Origin of the sequence: Streptomyces lasiicapitis (assembly GCF_014646335.1) — a bacterium.
Classification (GTDB): Bacteria; Actinomycetota; Actinomycetes; order Streptomycetales; family Streptomycetaceae; genus Streptomyces; species Streptomyces lasiicapitis.
In genome coordinates this window covers 129,306-151,050 of record NZ_BMNG01000021.1, presented here as the reverse complement: position 1 = coordinate 151,050, position 21,745 = coordinate 129,306, and the positions used below count along the sequence as shown (strand labels likewise).

The 21,745-nt window shown below is 71.9% G+C and carries 12 protein-coding genes; 3 read left to right on the top strand and 9 right to left on the bottom strand.

Annotation, left to right across the window (positions count from 1 at the left end; all coding sequences use genetic code 11):
- Together IEY91_RS37030 and IEY91_RS37025 are read right to left on the bottom strand one after the other, a co-directional pair.
- Positions 1–2,090 (bottom strand): alpha-1,4-glucan--maltose-1-phosphate maltosyltransferase (locus IEY91_RS37030; protein ID WP_189177277.1); only part of this gene is annotated, 2,090 nt, incomplete at its 3' end.
- 287 nt (positions 2,091–2,377) lie between these two features.
- Positions 2,378–3,559: a S8 family peptidase gene (locus IEY91_RS37025; protein WP_189177276.1), complete on the bottom strand. Its 1,182-nt coding sequence runs from the start codon at positions 3,557–3,559 to the stop codon at positions 2,378–2,380.
- 370 nt (positions 3,560–3,929) lie between these two features.
- Between IEY91_RS37025 and IEY91_RS37020 the strand changes: the two genes are divergently transcribed.
- From IEY91_RS37020 to glgP, 3 genes are all read left to right on the top strand, one after another.
- On the top strand, positions 3,930–4,427 hold the full coding sequence (locus IEY91_RS37020; RefSeq protein ID WP_189177275.1) for a nuclear transport factor 2 family protein: 498 nt from the start codon (positions 3,930–3,932) through the stop codon (positions 4,425–4,427).
- Positions 4,428–4,637: 210 nt separating this feature from the next.
- Positions 4,638–5,318: a hemerythrin domain-containing protein gene (locus tag IEY91_RS37015; protein WP_189177286.1), complete on the top strand. Its 681-nt coding sequence runs from the start codon at positions 4,638–4,640 to the stop codon at positions 5,316–5,318.
- Positions 5,319–5,473: 155 nt separating this feature from the next.
- Entirely contained in the window at positions 5,474–8,104 is a 2,631-nt protein-coding gene (gene glgP, locus IEY91_RS37010) for an alpha-glucan family phosphorylase (RefSeq protein ID WP_189177274.1), read from the top strand.
- A gap of 169 nt (positions 8,105–8,273) precedes the next feature.
- Here the strand turns inward: glgP and IEY91_RS37005 are convergent, their stop codons facing one another.
- The 7 genes from IEY91_RS37005 to glgX form a co-directional block, all read right to left on the bottom strand.
- Positions 8,274–9,899, bottom strand: a complete 1,626-nt coding sequence (locus IEY91_RS37005) for a M4 family metallopeptidase (RefSeq protein ID WP_373288106.1) — start codon at positions 9,897–9,899, stop codon at positions 8,274–8,276.
- 279 nt (positions 9,900–10,178) lie between these two features.
- The gene (locus IEY91_RS37000; RefSeq protein WP_229697473.1) at positions 10,179–11,864 is read right to left on the bottom strand and encodes a M4 family metallopeptidase; all 1,686 of its coding nucleotides are present in this window, start codon (positions 11,862–11,864) and stop codon (positions 10,179–10,181) included.
- A 394-nt stretch (positions 11,865–12,258) separates the two neighbouring features.
- On the bottom strand, positions 12,259–14,163 hold the full coding sequence (locus tag IEY91_RS36995; protein WP_189177284.1) for an ABC transporter ATP-binding protein: 1,905 nt from the start codon (positions 14,161–14,163) through the stop codon (positions 12,259–12,261).
- Positions 14,160–16,010, bottom strand: coding sequence for an ABC transporter ATP-binding protein (locus tag IEY91_RS36990; RefSeq protein ID WP_189177272.1), 1,851 nt, complete (start codon positions 16,008–16,010; stop codon positions 14,160–14,162). The genes IEY91_RS36995 and IEY91_RS36990 overlap by 4 nt, the downstream gene beginning before the upstream one ends.
- 555 nt (positions 16,011–16,565) lie before the next feature.
- On the bottom strand, positions 16,566–17,969 hold the full coding sequence (locus tag IEY91_RS36985) for a carbohydrate-binding protein (protein WP_373288103.1): 1,404 nt from the start codon (positions 17,967–17,969) through the stop codon (positions 16,566–16,568).
- A gap of 353 nt (positions 17,970–18,322) precedes the next feature.
- Complete coding sequence (locus IEY91_RS36980; RefSeq protein WP_189177271.1) at positions 18,323–19,276, bottom strand: LysR family transcriptional regulator; 954 nt, start codon at positions 19,274–19,276, stop codon at positions 18,323–18,325.
- 72 nt (positions 19,277–19,348) lie between these two features.
- Positions 19,349–21,712 carry a glycogen debranching protein GlgX gene (glgX, locus tag IEY91_RS36975; protein ID WP_189177270.1) on the bottom strand — a complete coding sequence of 788 codons (2,364 nt, stop codon included), beginning with the start codon at positions 21,710–21,712 and terminating at the stop codon, positions 19,349–19,351.
- Positions 21,713–21,745 lie beyond the last annotated feature (33 nt).

The window sequence follows — 21,745 nt, the reverse complement described above, 5'->3', positions numbered from 1 at the left end:
TTGGACCTGCCCCAGTGGTAGGTCTCGCCGGTCAGCTCGTCACGCACCGGCACCGACTCGTGCCGATCGAGCCCCAGCTGTGGCATGTTCAACGAGACGGTGGCTTCCTGGGTGTGGTGGGGGTCGAGGTTCACGACCACCAGAACCGTGTTCGAACCGCGGGTGTCCGAGGCCGACTTGGAGTAGGCGATCACCGAGTCGTTGTCGGTGTCGTGGAAGCACAGGTCACGCAGCCCCGCGAGGGCGGGGTTGGCGCGCCTGACCCGGTTGAGGGCGGTGATCAGGGGGGAGATCGACCGGCCCTCACGCTCGGCCGCCGCCCAGTCGCGCGGGCGCAGTTGGTACTTCTCCGAGTCCACGTACTCCTCGCTGCCGGGCCGTACCGGGGTGTTCTCGCACAGCTCGAAGCCGCTGTAGACGCCCCAGGTGGGCGAGAGCGTCGCGGCGAGCACGGCGCGCGCCTCGAACGCGGGCCGCCCGCCGTGCTGGAGGTAGGCGTGCAGGATGTCCGGCGTGTTCACGAAGAAGTTGGGGCGGAGGTAGTGCGCGGTCTCGGTGGACAACTCCCGTAGATAGTCGGTGAGTTCGTCCTTGCTGTTCCGCCAGGTGAAGTACGTGTACGACTGGTGGAAGCCGATCGCGGCGAGCGTGCGCAGCATCGCGGGACGGGTGAAGGCCTCCGCGAGGAACAGCACGTCCGGGTCGGTGCGGTGGATGTCGGCGAGGACTTCTTCCCAGAAGGCGACGGGTTTGGTGTGGGGGTTGTCGACGCGGAAGACGCGTACGCCGTGGTCCATCCAGAACCGCAGCAGGCGGATGGTCTCCGCGACCAGGCCCGGCATGTCCCGTTCGAAGGCGAGGGGGTAGATGTCCTGGTACTTCTTCGGCGGGTTCTCCGCGTAGGCGATGGTGCCGTCCGCGCGGTGCGCGAACCAGTCGGGGTGTTTCTCCACCCAGGGGTGGTCGGGGGAGCACTGGAGCGCGAAGTCCAGGGCGACTTCCATGCCCAGGCGTTCCGCCTCGCGTACGAACGCGTCGAAGTCGTCGAGGGTGCCGAGGTCGGGGTGCACGGCATCGTGGCCGCCCTCGGGGGAGCCGATCGCCCAGGGCACGCCGACGTCGTGCGGGGCGGCCGAGAGGGAGTTGTTGGGGCCCTTGCGGAAGGTGGTGCCGATGGGGTGGATCGGCGGGAGGTAGACGATGTCGAAGCCCATGTCCGCGATCGCTGGGAGCCGTCGGGCGGCCGTACGGAACGTACCCGACATCGGTGGTTCGCCCTCGCGTACCACCGCGCCCTCCGAACGCGGGAAGAACTCGTACCAGGAGCCGAAGAGAGCCCGCTCGCGGTCCACCCGGAGGGGGAACTCCTCGGTGGAGGTGACCAGTTCGCGCAGGGGGTGGCGGGCGAGGGCGGCGTCGACTTCGGGGGTGAGGGCGGCGGCGAGTCTGGCGGCGGGTCGGCGGGACTGGTCGCGCAGGGCCTCGGCGGCGGTGCGCAGGACTTCGGCGGCGGTGTGGCTCGCGGATGCCTCCGCGGGGGCGTGGCTCCCGGATGCCTCGGCGGCGGCCTCGCTGCCGGACGCCTCCGCCGCACCCTCGCTCCCGGGCACCTCCGCCGCGGCCCGTTCGTGCAGGCGGGCACCCTCCTCCAGGACGAGTTCGGTGTCGATGCCCGCCGGTATCTTGATGCCCGCGTGGTGCCGCCAGGTCGTCACCGGGTCGCCCCAGGCCTCCACGGCGAAGGTCCAGTCGCCCTCCCGGTCCGGGGTGACCCCCGCACCCCACCGGTCGGTGCCCGGGGCCAGCTCCCGCATCGGTGTCCAGGGGCCGACGCGCCCCTCGGGATCACGTAGCACCACGTTCCCGGCGACCGCGTCGTGCCCCTCGCGGAAGAGGGTCGCGGTGACCTCGAAGGTCTCGCCGACGACGGCCTTGGCGGGTTTGCGGCCGCCGTGCACGGCCGGGCCGACGTCGAGGACGGGGACGCGCCCGACGAGGGCTCTGGACGCTCTGTGCACCTGGGGCGCCTGGGACACCTTGGACGCCTCGGGTGTCCTGCGGGACTCGGGCGTCCTACGGGATTGGGGCATGACCGCTCCTGTTCCGCGTGCGAGTGGGCGGAGATGGGCTGTGGAGGGGTTCCGCGGCGCACACGTACAGGGCCCGCGAGACCGTCGCGGGCGGTGTGCGTGTGCGTACCGGAGGAGCCTTCCCACGCTTCTCGGGTGGGCAATCCGGCGCTTTGTTAACTACTCGCGCGTAACGGTCCGCACGAGACCGGCCTCGTGGAACACACGAGTGTGAACGCGCGAGACCGGCCCCGCCCTGAGGGGCGGGACCGGTCCACAACCAGCGCTCCACTTCAGGAAGTTGCCGCCTAGAGGCCGCTCACCTGCAACAGTCTGTTCGGCGACCCGGACCCGGGCCCGGTCACCAGGCCCTTCACGGCCCGGCCGGTGATCGCCTTGGCGACCGTGGCCGGCTTCGCCGAGGGATGGCCGGCGAGATACAGCGCGGCCGCGCCCGCGACGTGCGGTGCCGCCATCGACGTACCCGACGAGAGCGCCGAAGCCGTGTTGTTCCTGATCGACGCCGACCTGATCGAGACGCCGGGCGCGAACACGTCAAGTGCCGGGCCCCAGTTGGAGAACGGGGCGCGGGCGTCGCGGCGGTCGGTGGCGCCGACCGTGATGGCTTGTTTGACGCGGGCCGGCGAGGACAGGCTCGCGGACTCCGCCTCGTTGCCCGCCGCGACCGTGTACGTCACGCCGGACGCTATGGAGGCCCGCACGGCCGCGTCGAGCTGTGTGTTGGGCGGGCCGCCGAGGCTCAGGTTGGCCACGGCGGGCTTGCGCGCGTGCCGGGTCACCCAGTCGATGCCCGCGAGGACCTGCGCGGTGGTGCCGGAGCCCTCGTTGTCGAGCACCCGCACCGCCACGATCTTCGCCTTCTTCGCGACGCCGTACTTGCTGCCCGCGACGGTCCCGGCGACGTGCGTGCCGTGGCCGTGCCCGTCCTGCGCCACCGCGTCGTTCTGCACGAAGTCGCGCCCGGACTTGGCGCGTCCGCCGAAGTCCTTGTGCGACGTGCGTACGCCGGTGTCGATGATGTAGACCGTGACGCCCGCGCCCGCACGTCTCGGCGCTGTGTACGACTTGTCGAGTGGCAGCCGCTTCTGGTCGACGCGGTCGAGGCCCCAGGACGGCGGGTTCTGCTGCCGCGCGCCCGTCCGCACCCGCACGTCCGCGACCACACCGGCGACCGCCGGGTCCGCCGCGAGGCGCTGTGCCTGGCCCGCGTCGGCCCGCACGGCGAAGCCGTTCAGCGCGGCGGTGTACGTGCGGTCGATGCTCGCCCCGTACCTCTCGGCGAGGTCCCGGCCCTCGGCGGACGTGGCCTCCGTGCCGGGCGCGAGGGTCACGATGTAGCCGTGGCGGGGGCCGTCGTTCGCGGTGGGCGTGGCGTGCGCGGCCGCCGGGACGGCCGTCAGCGCGGCCGCCGTGACGAAGGCCGCCGCAACTCCCGCGAGGCGTAGGTGTCTTGCGCGTGATTCGATCATGTGCCGGATTCCCTCCCCTGGGTACCCCCGAGCGTCTCGTGCGGGGGACACCACGACAAGACCAGACAAGCCAGTACCAGGCGGTGGAAGCGGCCATACCGTCGCGAATCATGGTCAACTCGCTTCAGATCGAAGGCAGAGCTTGGGTGTCTGCCAGCAAAGTTGAGGATTGACTTGGGTTTTCGTGGTGCCCGATGATCCATTCAGGGCCCAGGGCGGCAACCCGTACCGGACCCCCGCCGCAGTCCGGACTGCGGCGGGGGCGAGGGCGGGTGCCGACCCACCCCGCGTGCTGAGGGCGACGTCTCGTGGTGAGGGCGACGTCCGAATCCCGCCAGCGGGGTGCGGGGGCTTCGGTGACCCTGTGGCCATGACGACATTGCCGACATCTACGAGTGGTGGCCCTCGCGCGGTGCTCACCGCCATGTACGCCGCCGAGGCCCGCTACCTCGCGGCGGGCGGCCCCGGCCGCGCCTCGTTCGACCTGCTCGCGCCCTACTTCGCGCCGGACGTCGTACTGCACCAGGCCGACGCCCTGCCGTACGGCGGGACATGGCGCGGGCACGAGGGCATGGAGCGGTTCTTCCTCGCGATGAGCGCGGCCTGGACTGAGTTCGAGATCGGCGAGCAGCGCTTTCTCGTGGCCGAGGACGGGGGCGAGGGCGACGGTGACGGCGACGGTGACGGCGGGACCGTCGTCGTACGGAGCGAGATCCGGGCCCGCGCGCGGGCGACCGGCCGGGAACTGACCTTCCCCATCCTGCAGACCATCACGATCGCGGACGGCCGGATCACCGAGGTGTGGCCGTTCTACTGGGACACGGCGGCGCTCGCGGAGGCCTGCCGGGAGGAGCAGGCCGGGCAGTAGCACGAGGAGGGCAGGCCGTCCCGCGTTGACAGGGCGCGGGAACGGCGTCTGTAATGGGCGGGTGCCGCGTGGCACCGGCCAGAGAGCAGTGGGCAGGCCGGTGACCGGGCGAGCGCCTTGCACCAAGGGACATGAACCTTGCGTACTCCACACACCTCGCCGTGCCGCGGCACCACGCCTCTGACGTGACCGCGCCCGCGCGCCGGACCCATCGGCCCTGAGCGCGCCCGCACCCCGAGCCACCCTTCCTCCGCGGGCTTCCGCACCGCGCCCCCACGCCCCCGCACCCCGTGCGCGCGGCGTACCGGGACGCACCGCGCCCGCAATCACACCTGTCTGGAGAACCCCTCCGCATGCCCACGCCCACGCCTGCACCAACGCCCGCACAGCAGTCCCCCCCGGGAGATCCACACCCTCGCCGACAAACTCCTCGAAGTGCACGACTGGCTGCGCGGCGAACTGGTCCACCTGCGCGCCGAGGCCGCCGCACACCTCACCGAACGCGCCGCCCACCAGGGGCCGGGCCGCCCGCCGGCCCCGGGCCTCGGCCTGCAGATCCGCCGGCGCTGCCTGGAGTTCTGCGACGCGCTCACCTTCCACCACACCAGCGAGGACGACCACGTCTTCCCCGGCATCGCCGCCCACCACCCGCACCTGCGCCCCACCCTGGAACGCCTCGGCACGGAACACCGTGCCATCGCCCGCATCAAGGAGAGCCTGGTAGCCCTGCTCGCGGACCTCGCCACGGCCGACCCCGCGGCGTTCCTCGCCGAATTCGACCGCATGTCAGGTGAGTTGACGACCCACCTGGAGTACGAGGAGACCTGGCTGGTCCCGGTCCTGGCGGAGGTACCGTTCCCGCCGGCACCGCCCGGTGCCGGGGAGCGGTAGGCACGGCACGGCCCGGCCGCGCGGCCACGGCGCTCACGCCATTGCGCCGTGGCTGCGCGGCCCCCGCGCCGCTACCGTCGATAAGCCGAGACGGCCCCCGACGCCGTCCGGCGCCGACGCATACGCCACGTACGCCTTTCCGACAGAGGTGCCCCGTGAAAGCCATCCGTCGATTCACCGTACGTCCCGTGCTCCCCGCCCCGCTCGGGCCGCTCGCCGAGCTCGCCCGTAATCTGCGCTGGTCCTGGCACGACGGGACCCGTGATCTCTTCCGTGACGTCGATCCGGGGCTGTGGGAGGCCTCGGGCGGCGACCCCGTGCGGCTGCTCGGGGCCGTGCCGACCGAGCGGCTCGCCGCGCTCGCCGCCGACGACGCGTTCCTGCGGCGGCTCGGCGAGGCCGCCGACGATCTGCGCGAGTACGTCACCGGGGTGCGCTGGTACCAGGAGCGGCAGGCCGGGGCCGACGGTGAACTGCCCCGCGCCATCGCCTACTTCTCGCCCGAGTTCGGCGTCACCGCCGCCCTGCCGCAGTACTCCGGCGGGCTCGGCATCCTCGCCGGCGACCATCTGAAGGCGGCCAGCGACCTCGGCGTACCCCTCATCGGCGTCGGACTGCTCTACCGGCACGGGTACTTCCGGCAGTCCCTGACCCGCGACGGCTGGCAGCAGGAGCACTACCCCGTGCTCGACCCCAACGAGCTGCCCGTGTCGCTGCTGCGTGAGGCCGACGGCACGCCCGCCCAGGTGCGGCTCGCCCTGCCCGGCGGCCGGGCACTCGCCGCGCACGTCTGGCAGGCGCAGGTCGGCCGCGTACCGCTGCTCATGCTCGACTCGGACGTCGAGGAGAACGACCCCGGCGCGCGCGAGGTGACCGACCGGCTCTACGGCGGCGGCAGCGAACACCGGCTGCTTCAGGAGATGCTGCTGGGGATCGGGGGAGTACGGGCGGTGCGGGCCCTCTGCCGGCTCACCGGGCATCCGGAGCCCGAGGTCTTTCACACCAACGAAGGGCACGCCGGGTTCCTCGGGCTCGAGCGCATCCATGAACTGGTGCGTGAGGGGGCCGACTTCGACGCCGCCCTTGAGTCCGTGCGCGGCGGGACGGTGTTCACCACCCACACCCCCGTGCCCGCGGGCATCGACCGGTTCGACCGCGAGCTGGTCGCGCATCACTTCGGCCCTGCCGCCGAACTGCCCGGCATCGACGTCGAGTTGGTGCTGCGGCTCGGTATGGAGACCTACCCGGGCGGTGAGCCCAACCTCTTCAACATGGCCGTGATGGGGCTGCGGCTCGGGCGCTGCGCCAACGGCGTCTCCACGCTGCACGGCAAGGTCAGCCGGGAGATGTTCCAGGGCCTCTGGCCGGGATTCGACCCCGAGGAGGTGCCCATCACCTCCGTCACCAACGGCGTGCACGCGCCCACCTGGGTCGCCCCCGAGGTGATCCGCCTCGGCGCACGCCAGATCGGCCGCGAGCGCACCGACCGCGCGCTGTCCGTCGGCGGCTCCGAACGCTGGGACGCCGTCGCCGACATCCAGGACGGCGACATCTGGCTGCTGCGCCGCGAACTGCGCGCCCAGCTCGTCGACGAGGTGCGGCGCCGCCTGCACGTGTCCTGGCGGCAGCGCGGCGCCGCCACCGCCGAACTCGGCTGGATCGACGAGGTCCTCGACCCCGACGTCCTCACCATCGGCTTCGCCCGCCGCGTCCCCTCGTACAAACGACTGACGCTGATGCTCCGCGACCAGGACCGGCTGATGGAGCTGCTCACCCACCCCGAGCGGCCCGTGCAGATCGTCGTCGCGGGCAAGGCGCACCCCGCCGACGACGGCGGCAAGCGGCTCATCCAGGACCTGGTGCGGTTCACCGACGATCCGCGCGTGCGCCACCGCATCGTGTTCCTGCCGGACTACGGCATGGCGATGGCGCAGAGGCTGTACGCGGGCTGCGACGTGTGGCTCAACAATCCGCTGCGGCCCCTGGAGGCGTGCGGCACCTCCGGCATGAAGGCCGCGCTCAACGGCTGCCTCAACCTGTCCGTCCTGGACGGCTGGTGGGACGAGTGGTTCGAGCCCGACTTCGGCTGGGCCATCCCCACCGCCGACGGCGCCGCCACCGACGACCACCGCCGCGACGACCTGGAGGCGGCGGCGCTGTACGACCTCCTGGAGCGCCGCATCACGCCCCGCTTCTACGAGCACGGGCCCGGCGGACTGCCCGACCGCTGGATCGAGATGGTCCGCAGGACCCTGACCCGGCTCGGCCCGAAGGTGCTCGCCGGCCGCATGGTGCGCGAGTACGTGGAGCGTCTGTACGTGCCCGCCGCGCGCGCCCACCGCGTGCTCGCGCCGGACACCGCCGCCTCGCTCGCCGCCTGGAAGACCCGGGTCCGCGCGGCCTGGCCCCGCGTCGCCGTCGACCACGTGGAGGCCTCCGCCGTCGGCGCCACCGCCGAACTCGGCGCCACCCTCGCCCTGCGCGTCCGCGTCCAGCTCGGCGAACTGACCCCCGACGACGTCGAGGTGCAGGCCATCGCGGGCCGCGTCGACCCCGAGGACCACATCGCCGACGCCACCCCCGTCCCGCTGAAGCCCGCGAGCGGCCCCGACACGGAAGGCCGCCTCCTGTACGAGGGCCCACTGGCCCTGGACCGCACAGGACCGTTCGGCTACACGGTCCGCATCCTGCCTGCCCACCGCCTCCTCGCGGACGGCGCGGAACTGGGGTTGGTGGCGGTGCCGTCGGAGGGGACGGGGGAGGGCGCGGGGGTGCTGATGCGGTGAGCGGGTGTGCGGTAGCCGGACGCGCGCGGTAAGGAGGTGCTTTTAAGGGGCGCGGGGAACTGCGCGACCAGCCCCCACCAACCCGCAGATACAACACAACGTGGTGCGGGCGGCATCCAGGGTTCGGTACCCCCGGATGCCGCCCGGCTCTACAGGCCCAGGGGCCCGGCTACTTGACGTTCACGCCAGTCCAGGCGGCCTCGACAGCCTTCTGCTCCGCAGAGCCCGCGCCGTACAGGTCACCGGCAGCCTTCACCGTGTCCTTACGGGCCTGCGCGTAATCCGTCGTGGTGGTGAAGTACGCGGTCAGCGCCTTGAACCAGATCTTCTCGGCCTTCTCGCGGCCGATGCCCTCGACCTTCGAGCCGTCCTTGGTCGGGCTGTCGTACTTGACGCCGTTGATCTCCTTCGCGCCGCTGCCCTCGCTCAGCAGGTAGAAGAAGTGGTTGGCGATGCCGGACGAGTAGTGCACGTCGACGTTGCCGGCGTTGGTGTCCCAGTAGTCCAGGGACGAGCCGTCCTTGGAGGGCTTGTCCATGTACCGCAGCGGGGTGCCGTCGCCGTTGATGTCGATCTTCTCGCCGACGAGGTAGTCGCCCTTGTCCTGGGCGTTGTCGGCCTTGAACTCGACGGCCGCGGCGAAGATGTCGCTGGTCGCCTCGTTCAGGCCGCCGGACTCACCGCTGTACTCCATGTTGCCGGTGGCCGAGGTGACGCCGTGGGTCATCTCGTGGGCGGCCACGTCGATGGACGTGAGCGGCTTGGCGTTCCCCTCGCCGTCGCCGTACGTCATGCAGAAGCAGGAGTCCTGCCAGAACGCGTTGACGTAGTTGTTGCCGTAGTGCACGCGGGACGTGGCGCCCTTGCCGTCGCCCTTGATGCCGCTGCGGCCGTGCACGTCCTTGTAGTAGTCCCAGGTGAGACCGGCGCCGTAGGCGGCGTCGACGCCCGCGGTCTGCGCGTCGGCCGGCTTGCCGGTGCCCCACGTGTCGTCCGCGTCGTTGAAGAGCTTGCCGCCGCTGGAGCCGTGGTTCAGGTCGAACGTCTTGTGGTCGCCGCGCCCGCCGTCGGTCAGGTCGAAGCCGCTGCCCGACTTGGTGGAGCCCACCTCGACGTCGCCGCTGTACTGGCTGTGGCCCTTGCCGTTCTCGACGGCCTGGTACTGGAACAGCTTCTTGCCGGTCGCCGCGTCCGTGATGACGTGCAGCTCGCTCGGCGTGCCGTCCTTCTGGGTGCCGGTGACGACCGTCTCGAAGGCCAGCGCGGGCTTGCCCTGCGCGGCCCAGACGACCTTGCGGGGCGACTTGGCGTCGGCCTTCTTCGTCTCGCCGGTCTTCGCCGCCGTCGCCTCGGCCGACTTCGCGACCGCCTTCGGCGCGAGCTTCGCGCTGGTGGACGCGACCTTCACGGAGGCCTTCGTGGCCTTGCTGACGCCCTTGACCGTGCCGCTCTTGGCGGTGTGCACGACCAGGTCGCCGCCCAGGACGGGCAGTCCGTCGTAGGTGCGCTCGTAGCGGGTGTGCGTGGTGCCGTCGCGGTCCTTGACGACGTCGCGGACGACCAGCTTCTCCTTGGCGCCGAGGCCGATCTTCTCGGCGGTGGCCGCCGTCTTCGTCCCGGCGTCCTGGATGAGGCCGGCGCGCACGGAGGCGGAGAGCTGCATGGGCGAGGCCGACGGGGTGGTGGCCTTGGTGCTGCTGACGTCCGGCTGCGCCGACGCGCCGGTGGTGAGCCCGGCCGTGAGCAGCGCTCCGGCGGCGACTGCGGTGGCGATGGCCAGCGTGGAGCGCTTCATCGATATGTGGGGGGTCACGCAAGCTCCTTGTGTGGGGGAGCCCGGGTGGCATGGGGGACCACCCGGGCCAGAAGTGCTGTGCGGTGTTCGTGTGCCGTGCGTGGGGAAGCGTGCCATTTGGGCCAGGTACATGTCAGGACCTTGATTGAATGTTGGCCAAAATACGTTCGTTGGCCGATGGTCAAGGTCCGTAATGCGAACAGCGTGTGAACGGGGGTGCCGCTCCGGCCGGTTGGAGCCGCCGGACGGCCGGGGCGACGCCCCCGCGCGGTGCCTCCGTTACGGCCTGGCGCCGACGTTGACCGCCGCCCACGCGTTGGCGACCGCCTTGTACTCGGCGCTGCTCGTGCCGCCGTACAGTTCGCTGGCCGCCGCGAGTGTTCCGGTGCGCGCCGCCGCGTAGTTGGTGGTCGTGTTGAACTTCGTGGTGAGCGCGCGGAACCAGATCTTGGCGGCCTTTTCAATGCCAATTCCGGTCACGGGCTTGTTGTCGTACGTCGGCGAGTCGTAGGAGACGCCGTTCACGACCTTCTTCCCGCTGCCCTCGCTGAGCAGGTAGAAGAAGTGGTTGGCGATGCCCGAGGAGTAGTGCACGTCGACGTTGCCGGCGCTGCTGCTCCAGTTGTCCAGGGACCTGCCGTCCTTGGAGGGCTTGTCCATGTACCGCAGCGGGGTGCCGTTGCCGCGGATGTCGATCTTCTCGCCGACGAGGTAGTCGCCGACGTCCGAGGGGTTCTTGGCGTTGAACTCGACGGCGGCGGCGAAGATGTCGCTGGTCGCCTCGTTCAGACCGCCGGGCTCGCGGCTGTACTGCATGTTGCCGGTGGCCGAAGTGACGCCGTGCGTCATCTCGTGCGCGGCCACGTCGATCGACGTCAGCGGCTTGGCGTTGCCCGCGCCGTCGCCGTACGTCATGCAGAAGCAGCCGTTCTGCCAGAACGCGTTGGAGTAGTTGTTGCCGTAGTGCACGCGGGAGCTCGCGCCGACCCCGTCGCCACGGATGCCGTTGCGGCCGTGCACGCCCTTGTAGTAGTCCCACGTGAGGGCCGCGCCGTAGTGCGCGTCGGCGCCCGCGGTCTCCATGTTGGACGGCTGGCCGTTGCCCCACACGTCGTCCGGGCCGCTGAAGAGCGTGCCGGTGCCGGACGTGCCGCGGTTCAGGTTGTACGTGCGGTGGTTGCCGCGCTGGGTGTCGGTCAGCGTGTACTGCGAGCCCGACTGGGCGGTGCCGAGGGGGACTTGGCCGCTGTACATCGTGTTGCCGGTGCCGTTGTGCACGGCCTGCCACTGCCGCAGCTTCTTGCCGGTGGCGGCGTCGGTCACGACGTGCAGCTCGTTCGGCGTGCCGTCCTTCTGGAGGCCGCCCACGACGGTCTCGTACGCGAGGACGGGGGCGCCGCCCTTGGTGTCGACCAGCCAGACGACCTTGCGCGGCGCCTGCGACGCCTTGGTCTTGGTGGACTTCTCGGCCTTGGCCGCGCCGAGCGCCTGCTTCTCGGCCGCGGCGGGCTTCACGTCGGCGCCGGTGTCGACGCCCGTGAGGCTGGCCTTCGAGGCGCGGTTGACGTCCTTGACCTTGCCCGCCTTGTCGGTGGCGACCACCATGTCGCCGCCGAGCACCGGGAGTCCGGCGTAGGTGCGCTCGTAGCGGGTGTGCGTGGTGCCGTCGCGGTCCTTGATCACATCGCGGACGACGAGCTTCTCCTTGGCGCCGAGACCGAGCGCCTCGGCGGTGGCGGCCTTGCCCGTGTCCGCCTCGCGTATCAGCTCTGCGCGCTGCGAGGGGGACAGCTTCATGGGCAGGCTGCCGGTGTCGGCCTTGGTGCCGGCGGATGTCCCGTCGGCGGTGGCGGTGCCCGCCTGCACGGCCATCCCGAGAAGGGCGGCGACAGCCGTGAAGGTGCCGATGGCGGTGGCCCGCCTGCGGGCCGAACGTCTGCGGGGGGTGGGGGTGTTACTGCTCAACACGGACTCCTTCTGCGCGACCGCTGGTCGAGCGGCCTGGGGGCGACCGGACGGCGGTGACCGTCCGGGGCGGAGCAGGGCAGTACGTGGTGCCGTGAGCCGCGTGCGCGTGAGCGCGCGTGCGACTGGTGAGGGGAAGAGTGCCATTCGAGACAGGGACATGTCAGGTGCGTGAACCCACATTGGCTGGATTACGTTCGGTGCCCGAATTCTTGTGTCCGGTATGCGGTTTCTCGCGGGGTGCGGAGGTTCAGCAGGTGCTCGGGCGTCGCGGATGCGAACCCGATCCGGCCCCCGCGCCCGCACTCGCGTTCGCCTCAGTCATACGGCGATCGTCGCAGCCACCACTGACAACGGCCGCTGACCTGCGCCGACGTAGAACAGCAGGATGCCGTTACGCCGACCCGCTCCCCACCACACTGTCCCGCCACGCCCGGTGCAGCTCCGCGAACGGCCCCGTCGCGGTGATGAGTTCTGCCGGGGTGCCGTCCTCGACGATCCGGCCGTGTTCCATCACGAGGACCCGGTCGGCGATCTCCACCGTCGAAAGGCGGTGGGCGATCACGACGGCGGTGCGGCCGCGCAGGACGGTGTCCATGGCCCGCTGCACGGCCCGCTCGCCGGGGATGTCGAGGGAGCTGGTGGCCTCGTCGAGGATGAGGACGGCGGGGTCGGCGAGCAACGCGCGGGCGAAGGCGACCAGTTGGCGCTGGCCCGCCGAGATGCGGCCGCCGCGCTTGCGTACGTCGGTGTCGTAGCCGTCGGGCAGGGAGCTGATGAAGTCGTGGGCGCCGATCGCCTTCGCGGCGCGTTCGACGTCCTCGCGGGTGGCGTCCGGGCGGCCGATCGCGATGTTCTCGGCGACCGTCCCGGAGAACAGGAACGCCTCCTGCGTCACCATCACGACGCCGCGCCGCAGCTCCGCGCCCTCCAGGTCGCGCAGGTCGACGCCGTCCAGGAGGACCCGCCCTTCCGTGGGGTCGTAGAAGCGGGCGAGCAGCTTCGCGAGCGTCGACTTGCCGGCGCCCGTGGAGCCGACGACGGCGACGGTCTGCCCGGCAGGGAGCGTCAGGTCGAAGCGCGGCAGGACCTCCCCGCCCGTGCGGTACGCGAACCGCACTCCGTCGAACTCCACGGTGCGGCCGGGGTGTTCGGAGGCAAGCTCGGGCAGCGGCTTCTCGGCGCCGGGCGCGGGCTCCGGGACCGAGGGCGTCTGCGCGAGCAGCCCCGCGATCTTCTCCAGGGACGCCGACGCCGACTGGGCCGAGTTGAGGAACATGCCGAGCCGGTCGATCGGATCGTACAGACGGCGCAGATACAGCACGGCCGCGGCGAGCACACCGAGCGCGAGGGTGTCCTGCGCGACGCGGTACGCGCCCCACAGCACGATGCCCGCGACGGCCGTGTTCGCGACGAGCCGGGAGCCCACCACGTACCGCGCCATTTCGAGCAGCGCGTCGCCGTTGACGCGCTCGTGCCGGTGGTTGAGCGCGGCGAACTGCGCCTCGTTGGCCCGCTCGCGGCGGAACGCGCGCACCGGCCGGATGCCGTTCATCGTCTCCGTGAACTTCACGATGACGGCGGCGATGGCGGTGGAGCGGGCGCGGTACACCTTCCCCGCGCGGTGCTGGTACAGCCGGATCAGCAGGTACAGGGGCACGAACGAAAGGACGGCGACGGCGCCGAGGCCGAGGTCCAGCCAGAGCAGCATCAGGGAGATGGAGACGAAGGACAGGATGACGGTGAGCAGTTCCTGGAGGCCTTCGTTGAGCAGTTCCCGCAGCGACTCCACGTCCGTGGTGGCGCGGGAGATGAGCCGCCCCGACGTGTACCGCTCGTGGAAGTCCACGCTCAGCGCCTGCGCGTGCCGGAAGATGCGGCCGCGCAGATCGAGGAGCACGTCCTGGTTGACGCGGGCGGACGCCACGATGAAGGCGTACTGGAACGCGCCCGCGGCCGCCGCGCACGCCAAGTAGGCCACGCCGACCGCGATCAGCGGCCCGTGGTCGTCAGCGCGGAACGCGGGCACGGCACGGTCGATGGCGTACGCGACGAGCAGCGGCCCGGCCTGGATGACGACCTGCTGGACGAGCAGCAGCACGGCGGCCACGGTCACGCGGGCGCGGCGGGGCGCGAGCAGGGAGCGCAGGAGGGCGCGGGTGGCGCCCGGGGGAGCGGGGAGGGTGTCCTCGTCGAAGGCGGCGTCGAGGGCGGCGGTGGAGAGAGCGTCTTCCTCGCCCTTCTCCCCGCTCTTGCTGCCCTTGTCGCTCTTGTCGCCCTTGTCGTCGACCGTGCTCATCCTTCCGTCCCCCCAGACATCAGCCATGCGTACTCCGCGTTCTCCCGCAGCAGTTCGTGGTGCGTGCCCACGGCCGTGACGCGGCCGCCGGACAGCAGGGCGACCCGGTCCGCGAGCAGCACGGTCGACGGGCGGTGCGCCACCACCAGCGCCGTGGTGTCCTTCAGGACCCGCCGCAGCGCCGCTTCCACCAGCGCCTCGGTGTGTACGTCGAGCGCGGACAGCGGGTCGTCGAGTACGAGGAAGCGCGGCCGCCCCACCACCGCGCGGGCCAGCGCGAGCCGTTGCCGCTGCCCGCCCGACAGGCTCAGCCCCTGCTCGCCGACCTGCGTGTCCGCGCCCTGCGGCAGGGCGTGCACGAACTCGGCCTGCGCCACCGCGAGCGCCCGGTCGAGGGCACCCTCGCCGCCGTTCCCGCCGTCGCCCATCAGGACGTTCTCGCCCACGGACGCGGAGAACAGCGTCGGCTCCTCGAAGGCCATGGACACCAGTGCGCGCACGCGTGTCCGACCCAGCGTCGCGATGTCCTCGCCGTCGAGCGTGATGCGGCCGCCGGTCACCTCGTGCAGCCGGGGTACGAGGGCGGTGAGCGTGGTCTTGCCGCTGCCGGTGGCGCCGACGAGGGCCATGGTCTCGCCGGTGCGGATGTGCAGGTCGATGCGGGACAGGACGGGCGGGGCGTCGTCGGGCGCGTCCGGGTAGCGGAACTCGACGGCGTCGAAACGGATGCCGTCGGCGAGGGCCGGGGCAGTGGCCGGGGGCGCGCCAGATCTTCGCGGCGCGGGGACGGAGGCGACCGCGGCCTCGCCGACAGCGCCGGTACCCGCCCCGGTCCCCGCGTCCGTTTCCGGCTCCGCGTCCAACACCTCGAAGTACCGCTCCGTGGCAGTGGCCGCCTCCTGGCTCATCGCAAGGAGGAAGCCGATCGACTCCACCGGCCAGCGCAGCGCGAGCGCCGTCGACAGGAACGCCACCAGCGTGCCCGTGGACAGCCCACCGTCGGCCACCTGCACCGAGCCGAGGACGAGCGCGGCCCCGATCGCCAGCTCCGGCAGCGTCATGATGACGCCGTAGATCGCGGCGAGCAGCCGGGCCTTGACCAGCTCCGTGCCGCGCAGCGTGCGCGACAGTTCGCGGAAGGCCCGTGCCTGACTGCGGTGCCGCCCGAAGCCCTTGATGATCCGGATGCCCAGCACGCTCTCCTCGACGACGGTCGTCAGGTCGCCCACCTGGTCCTGCGCGCGCCGCGCCACGGCGGCGTACCGCCCCTCGAAGAACGCGAGGAAGCCCACCATCGGCAGCACGGGGGCGAGAAGGACCAGGCCGAGCGTCCACTCCTGGGCGAGCAGGATGACCATGCCGACCACGATCGTCGCGCCGTTGACGACCAGGAACGTCAGCGGGAACGCGAGGAACATGCGCAGCAGCATCAGATCGGTCGTGCCGCGCGAGAGCAACTGCCCCGACGCCCACCGGTCGTGGAACGCGACGGGCACGCGCTGGAGATGGCGGAACAGGTCCGCCCGCATCGCCGCCTCCACGCCCGCGAGCGGCCGCGCCACCAGCCAGCGCCGGAAGCCGAAAAGCAGCGCCTCCACGATGCCGAGCACCAGCAGGAGCAGCGCGCCGAGCCACACGCCCCCGGTGTCCCGGTCGGCCACCGGACCGTCCACCATCCACTTCAGTACGAGCGGGAACACCAGCCCCGTACACGAGGCCACGATGGCGACAAGAGCCGCGCTGAACAGGCGTGTTCGTACGGGACGCACATACGGCCACAGCCGGGTGAGCGTCCGCACGGCGGACCGGCCGCCGGGTTCCTTGGCAGGTGCATGTGTCGTGGGCATCAGGGGCGAGCCTACGTTTCACCACTGACACAGCCCACCGAGTTTCGTACCGGTCGGGGTCGGCCGCTGGTCCTAGGCCAAGGGCCCGAGCCCGAGCGCGAAACGCACCCGCGCAGGCGCACGCAGACGCATACGCGCCCCCGGCGACGAGCCACCGAGCTCCCGCGGACGGGAGGCACGACACGGCGCCCGTCACCAGGGGCGCGCCCCACCGCGGCACCGCCAAGGAGCAGGCGCGACGATGCCACGTCTGAGACCCAGCTCCCGTCCCGCCCACAGCCGGGCGAGCCGGGCGGCCGAGGACCGTGCCGCGGCCGACGCGAAGGCGTACGGCCGCGGCACCCTGGGCCGACGTCGGGGCCACGTCGGCCGAGGCCGGAATCCGGTCCTCGAGGCCGCGCCTCCCCCCGGAGTCGCGGCCTACAGCCCTGGGTCCGCACCCGCGCCCCACCAGCGCGGATGATCGGCGAGCCCGCCGCCGGCCGGCGGCGGACCCGAGTGGATCAGGCCCTGGACGGGCCCGGGTGGATCAGACCCGTGACGGGTCCGGGTGGATCAGGCCTGCTCCCACAGCGCGGGCGTGGCCGGGGGCTCCCAGCCGGGCTGCGCCTGGTGCGGCTGCAGACAGCGGTAGGTGGCGCCGTCGTACGTGACCGTGTCACCGGCCGCGTAGACGCTGCCCGCCGCCCAGGTGCCGCTCGGGTCACCGGGATCCGGGTCCTGGCCGCCGCCCGTCGTCTTCAACGTCAGCTGGTACTGCTGAAGAAGCGGGTTGATCGGCTGGTGGAACGTGGTCCCGCCGGAGCGGCAGTTGCCCGAGCCGCCGGAGGTGACGCCCTGCGCCTGGCTGCCCGAGATGTACGAGCCGCCGGAGTCACCGGGCTCCGCGCACACCGTCGTACGCGTCACGCCGCTGATGGTGCCCTCGGGGTAGGTGACGCTGGTGTTGTGCTGCGAGATCGTGCCGCAGTGCCACCCGGTGGTCGATCCGGAGCGGCAGATGGAGCCGCCCACCGGCGACTGCGTCGAGCCCGCGACGCTCACGCGCTGCCCGCCGGAGCCCTTGACGTACGGGGTCGACGTCCACTGCGCGTTCGCGGCCACCCACGCCATGTCCCGGCCCGGGAAGATCGAGGCCCGGAAGGTGCCCTGCGCCTGCTGGTTGACGCCGCGCGTCGTGGTGCCTGCCCGGCCGCAGTGGCCCGCGGTCGCGAAGCCCTGCGTGGCGCCCTGCGTGATGGAGAAGCCGACCGAGCAGCGGCCGCCGCTGCCCATGTAGTACGCCTCGCCGCCCACGATGTCGTAGAGGGGACGCGGCCGGTCGGCGGTCTTCTTGATCTGTACGAGGCCGGAGTCCACACCGGCCGCGGCCACCAGCGCCTTGGCGGCGGAGGCCTTGACGGCGTTCACGACCACCGCGTTGGACTTCACGTCGACGAACCACACGGGCGCGTCGGCGGTCCGGGTGCTCTTCGCGGCCCGGTCCAACTTGGCCTTCGCGGCGTCGAGTTGGCCGACGGAGTGCCGTACGACCAAGGCGCGGGCGCCCTTGGCCTCGATGGCCGCGACGTCCCGGGCGTCGATGGTGGCGACGGTCAGCGAGGCCGAGGTGGCACCGCCCACCCAGGCACCCGCGAAGTCCCGCCCGAGCGAGGCCTGCAAGGACCCGGCGACGGCCCCGGCCTCCGCCTCGTTGGCGAGCCGCGACTTGGCCTGTCCTGCACTGATCCCGAGGTCACGCTGCATCGCCTTCAGGACCTCGGGCGACGTCTTCGCCACGGCGGCGGTGGCCGCGGCGTCGTACGGAGTGGGGGACGGGGAGTCGGTCTGAGCGGACGCGGAGCCGGGCATCCCGGCCAGCACCAGCGCACCGGCGGCGGCGAACGCGGCACCCGCCGCCTGCACGCGCCGGACGGTACACCTGCGTCGAGTCGGGGAGGCATGTCTGTGCTGCTGCATGGGGGTCTCTCCTCGGTGTGGACGGGGAGCGGCGGACCCGTGAACGCGGGGAAGCCGGATCCGCTCGTTCTCCGGTCGACCACACCGTAGAAGCGTCAACAGCACCGAAGTAGATGCCAGTTGCCCCCCTACGCCGACGTTATGCATCCGGTGACGAGCCAGCCCGTGCGGCGGCGACCATTCAGCCGGGCGGCGAGTTTTCAGCCCGTCCGGCGTTTGAGGACGAGCCGCGAAGCGGCGATTCGGCGGGGGCCTGTCCCACCCGCCCGGGACCTCCACCCGGCAGCTGGGGTCCAGGGGGCGCAGCGCCCCTGGTTACGGGAAGGGGCGGGCCTGGGGCGTCCCACGAGGGCTCACCCCACGTCCGCCCCAGGCGAAGCCAACCAAGCCGAATAACTCTCACTACGAGCAGCCGCAGCAGCATGCGCGGCCCGAGCATGCCCCAGCACACCGGCCGCGGTGTCATGGGCGTAAGTCTCCGGATGCCACCCCAACAAGTGCCGCCAGTACAAAGGCGCCCCGGCCAACGGCAGGGTAACGATCCCCTCGGTAGGAGGAAACGTAGCCCGGCACAACCCCACCGCCCGCCCCACCTGCACCAGATGAACGCACGACGCGGTATCGGTCTCGTACACGGACGAGGGTGTGAACCCGGCCCGAGCGCACGCAGCGGTGAAGCAGTCCCCGAAGCACCCGTCCCCCGGCACATCGGTCCACGCCTCCCCGGCCAACTCCCCCAGCTCGACCTCCGAGGCCCCGGCCTGCGGATGCCTGGTCGCCAGCATCACGAACACGGGATCACGGGCCACCTCCCGCCACACGAGCCGCTCACTCTCGGGCGGCGTACTGGCCCCACACGTACCGATGAGCGCGAAGTCGAGCCGTACGTCGGCGACTTGGGCGGCGATGTCCCGCTCGGACCAGGAGGTGTACGTGGACACGGGGTGGTCGGGATACGCGGCGGCGAGCCGGTCCACGAGCCCGCCGAGCAGCGGCCCGTGCGTACCCCCGAGCCGGAACCCCCGCCGGTCCTGCCACACCCGCGAGAACCGCTCGGCCTCCTCCTGCAGCCCACTGACCGCGGGCAGCACGATGCGCGCCCGCGCCAGCACGAACTCCCCGAGCGCGGTGGCCCGCACCCCGAACCGCCCCCGCTCGAACAGCTCACCGCCCAGGGTCCGCTCGATCCGCTTCAACTGCGCGCTGAGCGCGGGCTGCGCGAGCCCGAGCGCGGTGGCCGCCTTGGTGAGGCTGCCCGCGTCGGCGATCGCCCGGATCGTCTTCAGGTGCCGCAACTCCAGGTCCATGCGGTGAGCTTCGTCCGCGTACGAGCCACGGGCAATACCTTGGTACAGACCTGACCACCCATCAAGAACGAATCAAGACCCGCCCTCCCCAGGCACAGCCCGCAGCACCAGCACCGATCGCGCGGCAATCGTCACCGCGGCCCCCGCCGCGAGCAACGCCCCCGGCGCCTCCCCCTGCTCCTCCAGGCAGGTGTCCACAAGCACTTCATAGGCGGCGGCCCACGGCGGCCCCGGCAGGACGAAGTCCACGGGCCGGTCCGCCGCGTGCAGCACGGCGAGGAAACTGTCGTCGGCCACCGGCGCCCCGCGCGCGTCCCGCCCCGGTATGTCCCGCCCGGACAGATACATGCCGAGTGTCGCCGCGGGCGCGTACCAGTCGGCCTCCGTCATCTCCGTGCCGCGCGCGGTGAACCACGCCAGGTCCCGAAGGCCGTCCGCCGAGTGGGCCCGCCCGGAGAAGAAGGCGCGCCGCCGCAGCACCGGATGCCGGTGCCGCAGCGCGATCAGCCGCGCGGTGAGGTCGAACAGCGCCCGCCACCCCGGCTCGTCCCGCACCTCCCAGTCCACCCAGCTCACTTCGTTGTCCTGGCAGTACGCGTTGTTGCTGCCGCGCTGCGTACGCCCCATCTCGTCGCCCGCCACGAGCATCGGCACGCCGGTCGAGAGCAGCAGCGTGGTCATCAGGTTCCGCAGCTGCCGCCGCCGCAGGGCCCGCACGTCGGCGTCGGCGGTCTCGCCCTCCACGCCGCAGTTCCAGGACCGGTTGTCGTCCGAACCGTCCCTGTTCCCCTCGCCGTTGGCCTCGTTGTGCTTCCTCTCGTACGTCACCAGGTCGCGCAGCGTGAAGCCGTCGTGGGCGGTCACGAAGTTCACCGACGCGTACGGCCGCCGCCCGCCCCACGCGTACAGGTCGCTCGACCCCGAGAGCCGGTAGCCGAGGTCCCGCACGTCCGGAAGGGCGCCGCGCCAGAAGTCCCGCACGGCGCCCCGGTAGCGGTCGTTCCACTCCGTCCACAGCGGCGGGAACGCACCCACCTGGTAGCCGCCCGAGCCGACGTCCCACGGCTCGGCGATCAGCTTCACGCGCCGGAGCACCGGGTCCTGCGCGATGACCGCGAGGAACGGCGAGAGCATGTCGACGTCGTGGAAGGACCGCGCGAGTGCCGCCGCCAGGTCGAAGCGGAAGCCGTCGACGCCCATCTCCGTCACCCAGTACCGCAGCGAGTCGGTGATGAGGCGCAGCACGTGCGGCTGCACGACGTGCAGGGTGTTCCCGCAGCCCGTGTAGTCGGCGTACCGGCGCGCGTCGCCCTGGAGCCGGTAGTAGCCGCGGTTGTCGATGCCCTTCAGGGACAGCATCGGCCCCAGCTCGCCCGCCTCGGCGGTGTGGTTGTAGACGACGTCCAGTATCACCTCGATCCCGGCCTCGTGCAGCGCCCGCACCATCCGCCGGAACTCGCCGACCTGCTGACCGCGGGTGCCGCCCGCGGCGTACGCGGCGTGCGGCGCGAAGTACCCGATGGAGTTGTAGCCCCAGTAGTTCCTCAGTCCCCGCCGCAGCAGATGGTCCTCGTGCGCGAACTGGTGCACCGGAAGCAGCTCGACGGCCGTCACGCCGAGCCGTACGAGATGCTCCACGGCCGCCGGATGCGCCAACCCGGCGTACGTACCGCGCAGTTCGGCCGGGACGTCCGGGTGCCGCATCGTGAAGCCGCGCACGTGGAGTTCGTAGATGACCGAGTCCGCCCAGGGCGTCTTCGGGCGCCGGTCGTCGCACCACTCGTCGTCCGGCGCGTCGTCGTGGACGACGACGCCCTTGGGTACGTACGCGGCCGAGTCCCGGTCGTCGCGCACGGTGTCCGCGACCTGCTGCTGCGGCCAGTCCCTGACATGGCCGTACACCTCGGGCGGCAGCGTGCCGTAGTCGTTGCCCGCGCCCGCGTCGACCGCGCGGGCGTACGGGTCGAGCAGCAGCTTCGCCGGGTTGAAGCGGGCGCCGGTCCACGGGTCCCAGCGGCCGTGCACCCGGAAGCCGTACCGCTGGCCCGGCAGCACGCCCGGCAGGAAGCCGTGCCAGATCTCGTGCGTCAGCTCGGTCAGCGGACACCGTGTCTCGACGAGCCGCCCGCCGCCTCCGTTGCCAGCGCCGTCCCCGCCGGCTTCTTCGTCGAACAGACACAGCTCGACGGCCTCCGCCCCGCCGGCCCACAGCGCGAAATTGGTGCCCGCGACGCCGTCGGGCCCCACCCGGAACCGGGCGCCCAGCGGTGTCGGCGCCCCCGGCCACACGGTCCGCGGCGGCGCCTGGGGCGTCCGCGCGCCGCGCCCGCCGTTCCGCCCTGCCACCGCGGCGGAGGCGGTGGTCTCTTCGGCCGACCGGCCCCGGCCCACCGCCCGCGCCCGCTGGACGGCCTCCTGCTCGGCTGCGCTCGACACCTGCTCGCCTCCCGCGGCTCGGGCCGGTGGACG